The sequence below is a fragment of the Bacteroides sp. 1001302B_160321_D4 genome (genome assembly GCF_015667765.1).
GTDB classification, from domain to species: Bacteria; Bacteroidota; Bacteroidia; order Bacteroidales; family Bacteroidaceae; genus Bacteroides; species Bacteroides xylanisolvens.
This window is the reverse complement of record NZ_JADPLO010000004.1, coordinates 153,766-165,860: the sequence shown is the minus strand read 5'-3', so window position 1 is coordinate 165,860 and position 12,095 is coordinate 153,766. Positions and strand designations below refer to the sequence as shown.

Annotated in this window: 6 protein-coding genes; all 6 read left to right on the top strand. The window is 41.2% G+C overall.

The genetic code is table 11. The features are described from left to right. Positions 1-1,214: 1,214 nt before the first annotated feature. Positions 1,215-1,784, top strand: coding sequence for an RNA polymerase sigma-70 factor (locus tag KFO40_RS02925; protein ID WP_048697640.1), 570 nt, complete (start codon positions 1,215-1,217; stop codon positions 1,782-1,784). Between the two features lie 69 nt (positions 1,785-1,853). Beyond that, positions 1,854-2,822 carry a FecR family protein gene (locus KFO40_RS02920; protein WP_161800196.1) on the top strand — a complete coding sequence of 323 codons (969 nt, stop codon included), beginning with the start codon at positions 1,854-1,856 and terminating at the stop codon, positions 2,820-2,822. Positions 2,823-2,982: 160 nt separating this feature from the next. Beyond that, the gene (locus KFO40_RS02915) at positions 2,983-6,387 is read left to right on the top strand and encodes a TonB-dependent receptor (RefSeq protein WP_048697582.1); all 3,405 of its coding nucleotides are present in this window, start codon (positions 2,983-2,985) and stop codon (positions 6,385-6,387) included. An 11-nt stretch (positions 6,388-6,398) separates the two neighbouring features. Then, positions 6,399-8,117 carry a RagB/SusD family nutrient uptake outer membrane protein gene (locus tag KFO40_RS02910; RefSeq protein WP_048697585.1) on the top strand — a complete coding sequence of 573 codons (1,719 nt, stop codon included), beginning with the start codon at positions 6,399-6,401 and terminating at the stop codon, positions 8,115-8,117. Positions 8,118-8,189: 72 nt separating this feature from the next. Continuing rightward, complete coding sequence (locus tag KFO40_RS02905) at positions 8,190-10,157, top strand: beta-N-acetylhexosaminidase (RefSeq protein ID WP_055229379.1); 1,968 nt, start codon at positions 8,190-8,192, stop codon at positions 10,155-10,157. Between the two features lie 27 nt (positions 10,158-10,184). Next, positions 10,185-12,053 carry an FAD-dependent oxidoreductase gene (locus KFO40_RS02900; protein WP_048697643.1) on the top strand — a complete coding sequence of 623 codons (1,869 nt, stop codon included), beginning with the start codon at positions 10,185-10,187 and terminating at the stop codon, positions 12,051-12,053. Positions 12,054-12,095 lie beyond the last annotated feature (42 nt).

Here is a 12,095-nt window from a genome sequence, read left to right as displayed (position 1 = left end):
TGTTTTACAATGCTAAATTTACCGATGTTAAGAAAATGTTAAACTCATAAAATGACTTGGATAGAAACATAGAATACGTGAGGACTTTATTTACCTACTCATCAAGGAAACAGGCATCGCCAAACGCCACACTCAAAAAATGAATAGAAGAAATAATACTCTCACGCTATAATGCTATGTCAAGATACAACATAAGCTGTATCAGATACATATACAAAACAGTTAGAGCGTCATATCCCTCATCATTCTTCGAGTGGTACTATATGAAATTTGGCGATTTCGTTTCCCTCAATGACAAAGCAAAAAACGCTTTCTGCATATTCGGCCATTTCTCTAGTCGAACACTGCAAATATACATTTTTTGTTCAATATGACGCTCTTGTTATGAGTATTATTTCTTCATAATATAAGAGAATAAGGTCTTTCGAGGCGTAAAGATACAGGTAAAATGGCATTAAAACAGAGAAAACGATTTCTTATTTTTCATACATTCTCTTCTGTCTGATATTGGGTACGACTATAATTGAGAAGAAAAAAATAGAGAGTACCTTCCGCCGCTGTATTTTCTTTGCTTCTTAATCTGTGTTAGTTCAAGTAGTAGGATACTTTTGGTTTCAGGTACTCTTCATATGTGAGTATTATTTCTTCTCTGATAAGGTTTTGGGGTGATTGGGGAGGGAAAGAATAGTTTCCAGTATACTCGATCGAATACTTTATTCCCCTTTCAACTTTTGAATCCTATAGTTTCTGCCCTCTTCTTTTTTTTCAGGTACAACCTCATTCTGTCCTTTCCGAAGTCTCCTCTGTTGGCATTATAATTATTGATAACCATTCCTTTTATTATTCCATGTAACCCAAATGTACCGGTGAGATAGAAAAGTGCATTTTCATAGAGCACACCATACCTGCCTAACCATTCGGCTTTACCCAGGAAAATAAAATCTTAGTATTCATCCGGTAACGTGTAATCATTTATGTAGGGTATCTTTTATTTAGAAAACACCCATTAAGATTTCACTTCCGATAGGAAAAGACCTTCATACTATATGTTTGAATGAGATAGTAACAGTGAGCAACAAATGTGTTTAATATTCTGTTGCTTTCACCACATGTCACAATTGGCTGGGATAAATAGCTAAAAAGAAAATTTGCGAATCAAATATCATTTTATATTTTTGTTTCTCAAAATTTTTAATGAACTAAAAAGAATTAAAATGCCTGCAAAACTCACTCGTCCAGAGAATTCTTTTAATAATATTTATATGCGATATTACAAAAAGTCTTTTCTATTTGTAAAATCATATATACACAATGAGATGGTAGCCGAGGATATTGCATCTGAATCACTTATCAAACTGTGGCAATGGATACAGGACAACCCGGTGGAAAATATTGAACCGATATTGCTCAGTATTTTGCGAAATAAAGCCTTGGACTACTTACGTCATGAAAGCATGAAACAACAGGTCATAACACGGATTAGTGAGAAACAAAATGAAGAGTTAGCTCTTCGCCTCTCCTCGCTGGAAGACTGTAATCCAAATGAAATATACTCGAAAGAAGTTATGGATATTGTGCAAAGAACATTGCAATCATTACCTGAACAAACCTCCCGTATATTTACTCTCAGTCGGTTTGGAAATAAAACAAATCGGGAGATTGCCTGCGAATTAAATATTTCAATCAAAGATGTGGAATATCATATATCCAAATCACTTAAGGCTTTTAGAAAAACTCTAAAAGATTACCTGCCTTTATTTTATTTCTTTTTTTACCATATGTAACACCGATTACTACGCACGTTCCTTTGTCTTTTGAAAAAAATATTCTTTTTCGTTTAGGGTAAACCGAAGATGAATCGTTATATAAATGAAAGCGATAAAAAGATGGATGAACTATTACAAAAATATATAGCAGGAAATGCCTCTGAAAAAGAGTCACAGAGGATAATGGAGTGGCTGCGCGAAGATGAACAGCATCTTAGAGAATATAAGCGGCAACGTAAATTGTATGACATTACGTTATGGCAGACTAAAAGTCCCGTTGATATACAACAAGAGAAGAAAGATCCGCTGAGGAGGGTTCTCGATGTTATTGTACGGATAGCGGCTGTCATTGTTTTTACTGTGGCAACCACTTATTTTTACACTCACCACGTTTTACAAGACAAGGAGGAGAATATGCAAACGGTAGTTGTTCCGGCAGGCCAGCATGCCGAATTATACCTGGCTGATGGAACGCATGTATGGCTGAATTCCGGTAGCCGGTTGACTTTTCCGGGACGGTTTTCTAAAAAGGTACGTCATGTAGAATTAGATGGTGAAGGATATTTTAAAGTCAGTTCTAATATAAAACAACCTTTTATTGTTGGAACTAACCGATGCAATATCCGGGTGCTGGGGACAGAATTCAATGTGCTGGCCTATGAGAAAGATAGTATATGGGAAACAGCCTTATTGGAAGGTGCTGTAGAAATTCTGCAAAAGAAAAGTGAAGTATCTCTCATGAAACTGAAACCAGGTGACATGGCCAGACTAAGTAAAAACCAACTTACTAAAGAAAAGATACATACAACAGACTATTTTCGTTGGAAAGAAGGGCTTATTTGTTTCAACGATATCTCCCTACGCGATATAATGGAGAAATTAAAACTCTATTATGATGTGAATTTTGTCATTAACAATCAACAGATTCTTGATGCGCACTATACCGGAAAATTCCGGACCCATGATGGGATTGAACATGTAATACGTGTGCTTGCCCTCAATAATAAATTTACCTATATTAAAGATAACGAGAGCAATACGATAACCATTAATTAACTTTTTAATATTTCTAATGCCTATGAAACAATAAAGAAACATTTAAAAAAGAAAAGGGGACAGTGCTGCAACACCATCCCACATTTTCCATCAGTTTATACCAACTGACAAAATAGTTCTAGATCAAGTTAAACCTAATAAACTAATATGTTGCGAAAATATGAAAAATTCTCTATACCAGGAATTATTTATAGAAAATAAACAGTTATTCCGTATTATGAAAATTATTGTTTACGTCTGTTTCTTATGTGTAGGAAATCTTCTAGCTATAGGAAGCTATGCGCAGACAGCTCATGTTACGATTGTTTCCAACCATATAACAATCGGACAAGTGATTAATGAAATAGAGAAACAAACGGACTATCTGTTTGTATTCAACGTAAAAGATATCAATATCAAACGTAATGTCAAAGTGAATGCGAAAGATAAAGCCGTTAATGAAGTTTTGAATGATATATTCAAGGATACAGGCATTCGCCATGCTATAGAAGGTAAAAACATCATGCTCATTAACTCTACGGATAAGGAAAAGGGTGCGCAGCAAAAAGATTTTTTAGTTACGGGGATAGTAAAAGATGAAAATGGTGAGCCTATTATCGGAGCAAATATTCAAGTCGTAGGAAAATCGGCAGGCACAATTACGGATATGAACGGACGTTTCAGTATCAGTGCCTCTGCCAATTCTACATTGCAAATAACCTATATTGGCTACCAAACGCAGACTGTCAATATCGGCGAGCAGAGGAATATTAACATTATTCTACAGGAAGACAATGCGCAATTGGATGAGGTAGTCGTAGTGGGGTATGGTACGATGAAGAAGAAAGACCTCACCGGTTCGGTAACAGCTGTTAAAGGAGACGAACTTGCTGCCCGTCGTACCACCCAACTTTCCACAGCTTTGCAAGGCGCGCTTTCCGGAGTAATGGTCAGTCGTGACAATGGAGCTCCCGGTAGTAGTGCTTCTATCCAGATACGTGGTGTAACAACTATTGGTGATTCCAGTCCGTTGGTGATTATTGACGGAATTCCGGGTGATATCAACTCCGTAAATCCTGAAGACGTAGAAAGTATGTCCGTATTGAAGGATGCTGCTTCGGCTTCGATCTACGGTTCACGTGCCGCAGCCGGTGTAATTGTCATCACGACCAAACGTGCCAAGAGCGGTGATGTGGCTTTGAGTTACAACTTTGAGTACGGGTGGGAAATACCGACTAAGTTGCCGACCTATGTAGGAGCCCAGCGTTACATGGAAATGGTAAATGAAACACGCTATAACGATAATCCAGACGGTGGATGGTACCAAACATATACGGAAGATGAAATTACCAACTGGAGCATGAATAATGCGACTAATCCGGACAAATATCCTATGACGGATTGGGGAGATATTCTGTTGAAAAGCTCCGCACCCCGGCAGACACATACTCTAAGCATTGTTGGTGGGGGTAAGATTATTCGTACAAAAGCCTCTTTCCGCTATGACAAAACGGACGGCCTCTATGTAAACAAGGAATATGACCGTTTTATGGTACGCGTGAATAATGATTTCAATATAAATAAATATATTTCCGCAAATCTGGATTTGAACTTTTCCCGTTCTAAAGCTCTCTCGCCTAATTCCAACCCCATGGGGGCAGGTGGACGAAACATTCCGCCAATTTATGCTGCTACATGGACCAATGGCTTATGGGGTGATGTGAAAGATGGAGAAAATATGCTGGCCAAAATTACAGATGGCGGCACTTTTACCAACTGGGGAACCAATATTGGCGGTAAACTCGGTATTGACATAACTCCTGTCAATGGGCTGAAAATATCAGCAGCCGTGGCGCCCAATTTCAATAATGTAAAGAAGAAAACTTTTGTCAAACAGATTCCATACACCCGTTCAGAAGATCCGAATACCACTGTTGGTTACATGGGAGGTTATCGCACTACCAATTTGACGGAAAATCGTAATGACAGCCATGATATAACAACACAGTTCTTTGCCAACTATGCCAAGACACTGGGGCGCCATGATTTCTCTGTCATGATCGGTTACGAGGATTATTATGCTTTCTGGGAAAACCTGGATGCATCCAGAGACCAGTACCAGTTGACAAGCTATCCTTACCTGGACCTCGGTTCGGAGGATTATCGGGATAATGGTGGCAATGCGGAAGAATATGCTTACCGCTCATTATTCGGACGCATGACCTATAGCTATGCAGACCGCTATCTTATCCAAGCAAATCTCCGCCGGGATGGTTCTTCACGTTTTGCATCCAATTGTCGTTGGGCCAATTTTCCTTCCGTGTCACTTGGTTGGGTAATTTCTGAAGAGAAGTTTTTCAAGAATATAAATATGGATTGGTTTTCTTACCTGAAATTGAGAGGCTCTTGGGGAAAACTGGGAAACGAACGTATCGGGGCTTATGACGATAACGGTAACTTTATTTATAATTATTACCCTTACCAAGCTGCAATTGATTACAGCACTGCACTATTTCAGAATTCACAGGGGATTGTTTCTTCCGTGACTACAGCCGCACAGCAAAAGTATGCCGTACGAGATATTTCATGGGAAACAACAGAAAGCTGGGATATCGGTTTGGATGCTAATTTTCTGGATAACCGCCTGCACTTCTCCGCTGACTATTATAGAAAAAATACGAAGGACATGTTGCTGGCACTGGAAATTCCACATTTCATCGGCTACGACAACCCGGAAGTCAATGCCGGAAATATGCACACTACCGGCTATGATATTGAAGTCGGCTGGAGGGACAAAGTCGGTGATTTTACTTACTCCATTTCCGCTAATCTGTCAGATTTTACCTCCAAAATGGGAAACCTGAACGGTACACAGTTCCTAGGCAATCAGGTAAAAATGGAAGGAAGTGAATATAACGAATGGTATGGTTACTTAAGCGATGGTTTGTTCCTGACTCAGGAAGACGTGGACAAGTCGCCCAAACTGAACAATAGCGTCAAAGTGGGTGATATTAAGTACAAGGATATTTCCGGACCGGACGGTGTCCCCGACGGAGTTATCTCACCGGAGTATGACCGTGTACTTTTGGGCGGTTCCCTGCCTCACTATATGTTTGGACTCACTTTCAATGCTGCCTATAAAGGCTGGGACTTTGGATTGACACTACAAGGTGTTGGAAGTCAGAAATCTCAAATCAGTGCAGCAATGATTGAAGGGCTTCGAGACAACTGGCTCAATTTCCCTACTATTCTTGATGGCAATTATTGGAGTCCGAAAAATACGGATGAGCAGAATGCGACAGCCAAATATCCGCGCCTGACTCGCACCAATCGGGATGCTAATTTCTGTATGTCTGATTATTGGCTTTACAACGGTCGGTACATTCGTTTAAAAAATCTCTCTGTCGGTTATACGCTCCCCAAAGCATGGACTACGAAGGCGTGTATGAATACAGTCCGTCTTTATGTAAGCGGAAGTGACCTGTTTACCATCAGTAATGCCCCCAAAGGATGGGATCCGGAAGTAAGTACAGAAGGGTATCCTATTACCACCTCTCTAATATTTGGTGTTTCTATTAATTTCTAGCCATAAAAAACATGAAAAAGTTACTCTTATATATCGGGGCAGGAATACTCTTACTCTCTGCCTGCCATGATCTCAATTTAAATCCATTGTCAAGCGGTTCTACTGAAAACTGGTATTCCACGGAAACTGAAGTGCAGATGGCCGTTGATGAGTTATATCGATATGACTTCTGGCCGGAAGACGGACAACAACAGACCGACTGGTCGGACGACTATACTTCACGCGATCTCCTGACCTCTTTTGATGACGGAACTCTAAATGGACAAAATGCTTGGGTTACCAGTTTATGGGGCAATCAGTACAAAGCTATTTCACGTGCCAATGCAGTTATTGAGAAATCGCATCGTGCTATCGAAAATGGCGCATCTGCCGCTACTATTAACCGCCTGATTGCCGAAGCCAAATTCCATAGAGCTGCCGCTTATGCCAAACTGATTGTAAAGTTCGGTGACTTACCATTGGTATTAACCGATGTAAGTACAGAAGAGGGGTTGACAATGGGACGTACAGATAAATCCATCGTATTGGCACAAATCTATAAAGATTTTGATGATGCAATTAGTGTGCTTCCAACTTCCTATACTGACCAACAGCGAGCCACCCAAGGTGCTGCACTGGCACTAAAAGCCCGGGTTGCCTTGATTATGGAAGATTGGGAAACAGCGGCCGATGCAGCCAAGGCGGTTATGGACTTGAATATTTATGAATTGCATCCCGATTTTGGCAATCTTTTTTTGTCTACTACAAAAACCTCGAATGAATTTATTTTCAAAATTCCACGTGATGCTACATATGACATTTATCTGGGAACAGGAAACGGAGGAGTTAACCAGGTATACAATGATCTACCCCGTAACGTAGGAGGATGGACGCAGACCTGTCCGTCATGGGAGTTACTAGCTGCATTCACCTGTACCGACGGTCTGCTTATTAACGAATCACCACTCTTCGATCCGCATGAACCATTTGCAAACCGTGATCCACGTTTAGCAGAAACCATTGTACCATTTGGTTCCAACCACCTCGGTTATGAATACAACCCACACCCGGAGGCACTGACGTGTATGAACTATAATACGGGTGAAATCGTGACAAATTATGATACACGTGCCAATGCCCAATATGCTTCTTTCGATGGTCTGGTGTGGAAAAAAGGGATAGACGAAACATGGCTTCAGAATGGTTTCAAGGTAGACCAGGATATTATCTATTGTCGTTATGCCGAAATATTGTTGACATATGCCGAGGCGAAAATCGAATTAAATGAGATAGATAACTCCGTATTGGATGCACTGAATGAGGTTCGGGCGCGTGCTTATGGTGTGGACAAGTCCGATAAGGCAAGTTATCCGGCTTTCACTTCTAACGACCAGTCCACACTTCGCCACCAGCTACGTGTAGAACGTCGTATGGAAATGGCAAAGGAACACATGCGATATACGGATATCATCCGTTGGAAACTGGCCGAAAAGGTTATGAATCGCAAGACATATGGTATCCTTTATCCGGCCTCACTATGTATCGAACGGGTAACCAGTCAGGGAGATTGGTTTTGGGCTTTCACACCGGAAATGGACGAGGATGGTTGTGCAGATTTCTCCAAATTGGAAGAAGCGGGTAAATGTCAGGCACTTGCTGTACGTAGTTGGAACGATCGCCAATATTTGTGGCCTATCCCTACCACGGAACTTCAGATCAACGAGAACTTAAAACAAAATCCCGGCTATTAAATGCAGGAAAGTTGTTGATAGTCCGGGAAAAGGTAACTCCTTAATTATTCACCCTTTTATTTTTCTAACTTTATGATTGGAAAGAGCTATATTTTTCACCTTTTTCTATTTCTTCTCATATTACCAGACAGTATTTATTCTCAAGATAATATTTGTCTGATCCCGCAAGTTGAAAGCATGGTCCGGAAAAAAGGTACGCTATCCATCGAACGTCTGGAAAGCATCCATTTCCCGGACGAATGGAAAAATACAGGAAACCTCTTTGTCAGCGATCTGAAAGAACTGGCAAATTTGTCTGTCATGGTGACTGCCTCAAATCCTTCCATTCATGTAAAAAAGGTGAAAATGCAGGAGCCGGAAATGTACATGCTGGAAATTACAAAGCAGGGGATCATCATAGAAGCAGGCGACCAGACAGGTATGATTCGTGCTTTCTCCACTCTTTTACAATTGATTCTGGGAAGTGAGGGAAAAGAGTTACCCCGGCTCATAATCCACGACAAACCCCGTTTTAGTTACAGGGGAGTCATGATAGATTGTAGCCGCCATTTCTGGACTATCGAACAACTTAAAAAGTATACCAAACAATTGGCCTTTTTTAAACTTAACACTTTACATCTGCACTTGACAGACAATCAAGGCTGGCGTCTGTATCTGGACCAATATCCGGATTTAGCGTTCAAAGGTACGTACTACCGAACATTCGAGGATCTCTCGGGACATTATTATCGTAAAAGTGAGTTGCAGGAATTGATCAACTATGCCGCCATGTACGGCATAGAGATCATTCCGGAGATTGACCTTCCGGGACACTGTCTGGCCTTGCTTGCAGCCCTTCCCCAACTGTCATGTAAAGGCGGAAAATTTGAAGCCTATCCAGAGGAACTGGACGGACAAAAACGGAAGAGAGCGGATGAGAATATGCTGTGTATAGGAAATCCTGAAACCTATAGGTTTGTGGAAAAACTGGTAGCAGAACTCACTGATCTCTTCCCTTCATCATTCATACATCTGGGAGGAGATGAAGTGTCGACACATCTATGGGAACAATGTCCGAAATGCCAAAAGATTTACAAACAAGAGAATATGACTTCATGGCACGAGTTACAGGACTATTTTACGAAACGAGTTAGTGAAATTGTACGTTCCAAGGGAAAAAGGATGATAGGTTGGGATGAAATAAATGACCGTAATGCCGCTGACATCAGTGACGTGATCATGATCTGGCAACGTGATGGAAGAGAACAGCAACAGAAAGCTTTGAAAAGAGGGTTGTCAGTCATTATGTCTCCTAAGGATCCCTGTTACTTTGATTTCGGGTATTCACGGAATTCCACACGCAGATTGTATGAATGGGAACCAGTTGGCAAAGAATGTACGAATACTCAAGCACATCTCGTCAAGGGAGGACAGGCTAATTTGTGGACTGAATTCATTACAACCTCGGATGAGGTGGAAAGGATGTTATATCCCAGAACTTGTGCCTTGGCCGAAACCCTCTGGAACACGAAAGAAAAGAAAGAATGGGAAGGGTTCCGACAACGTATCAGCAAGTTCGGTGCTATTATGGAAAAACTGAATATCTGTTACTTCAAAGACGAGGATTGGGATAACACAGGTTTTGTTCCGCAAAGCGAACAAAGGCCCCGTCTTGTATGTCCTGCCCGTATCGATACCAATATGAAGGGAATCAAGTATTATATGCCTGAATATGCGTTTGACGGTGATATACAGACTTTCTTTGCAACCCCCTATTCCTTAAAAAAAGGAGATTATTTTACTCTTACTTTGGAAAAAAGACAAGCAGTACAGGAAATCAGAATTGTGTTTGATGTTTCAAAGGAACATCCGGAACATGTACAATTATCTGTCAGCGAGGACGGTACAATATTTAAGAAAGTAGCTGCAGATAACAAAAATGGAGAATTGTCAGCATCTTTCAGTACACCAGCCATGATTAAAGCCCTCAAAATGGAATTGACAACTCCACTGATGGCCCGGCTGACTATCAAGGAGATTATCCTTCGCTACTATGAATAAACAAGTATAAGAATAATGAAAATTGTTATGATAAAAAAATTTATATATATTTCTCTCATCTGGATGGTATTTCACGGAGCGAGTCTTCATGCTGCTACTTTATTGGTAGAGGCAGAAAGTTTCACGGAAAAAGGAGGCTGGGTAGTGGACCAACAATTTATGGACTTGATGGGATCACCTTATTTACTGGCACACGGTCTAGGTAGTCCTGTTGAAAATGCGAGTACCAATGTACAACTTCCAGAAAATGGCACATATTATATTTTTGTACGCACCTACAACTGGACGTCTCCATGGCAGGAGGGCGAAGGGCCCGGATTGTTCGGTTTGTCAGTAAACGGAAAGAAAATCTCTTACCGGTTGGGTATTATAGGCAATCAGTGGATATGGCAGTATGCCGGGCAATATCAGGCAACAGAAAAGAATATTCACATTGTTTTGCATGACTTGAAAGGTTTTGACGGGCGGTGTGATGCTATTTATTTTACGACACGGAAAGATGATATTCCGCCATCGGATATGGCGGCTTTAGATAACTTTCGTCGTGCCAAACTTGGATTATTAGCCCCCCAAAAAACAGAATCATATGATTTAGTAGTTATAGGTGCAGGTATTGCAGGTATGAGTACAGCAGTATCTGCCGCCCGCCTGGGCTGTAAAGTCGCACTTATCAATGATCGCCCCGTAGTCGGTGGAAACAATAGTTCCGAGATTCGTGTTCATTTGGGAGGAGCTATTGAGATCGGAAAATATCCTGAACTGGGGGGGCTGCAAAAAGAGTTCGGTCCCGTCAAGGAGGGTAATGCACAACCGGCAGGCAATTATGAAGATCATAAAAAAATGGAATGGCTACAAGCTGAAACTAATGTTTCCCTGTTTCTTAATTATCGGGCGTTTTCGGTGAAGAAGGAAGAGGACCGGATCATCTCGATAACCGCTTGTCATATTGAATCCGGTGAAGAGATCGAATTTTATGGTCGTTTATTTGCTGACTGTACTGGTGATGGCACTATCGGTTATCTGGCCGGGGCGGACTATCGTATGGGCCGTGAAAGCCGTTCTGAATACGGTGAGACTATAGCTCCCGAAATAGCTGATAGCTTAGTAATGGGCACTTCTGTTCAATGGTATTCTGTGGAAGGCACAAAAACATCCTATTTTCCGGAATTCCGGTACGGCATCGAATTCAATGAGGAGACCTGTGAACCTGTCACTTATGGTGAATGGACCTGGGAAACCGGAATGAATAAAAATCAAATTAATGATTCTGAACAAATACGTGACTATGGAATGTTAGTTATATATTCTAATTGGAGCTACCTGAAAAATCAATCGGAACGAAGAAAAGATTATAAAAAACGTTCATTGGAATGGGTAGCCTACATTGCCGGAAAGCGGGAATCCCGGAGGCTATTGGGCGACTATGTCCTGAAAGAGGATGATTTAACAAAGCATGTGGCCCACGAGGACGCATCTTTCACTACTACCTGGAGTATTGATCTGCACCGGCCCGACCCCGAGAATACCCGGCACTTCCCGGGACGTGAATTCAAAGCGACGACAGACCATGTAGTAATTTATCCCTATCCTGTTCCCTACCGATGTCTTTATTCCCGTAATATAGACAATCTGTTCATGGCAGGACGCAATATCAGTGTCACACATGTTGCCTTGGGAACCGTACGAGTCATGCGAACTACAGGTATGATGGGGGAAGTTGTAGGCATGGCAGCCTCACTATGCAAAAAATATCAAGCCACTCCCCGTGACATATACCGTTATCATTTGGAAGAATTAAAATCACTCATGCAAAAGGGAGTGAATAAGAAGGGGTTACCGAATAATCAACGATATAATGAGGGAGGACGGCTGAACCAGATACCGAAGGTAAAGTAAGGATACCTCTCTGTCTGCCAGATTTCCACATACGAAAGTTTA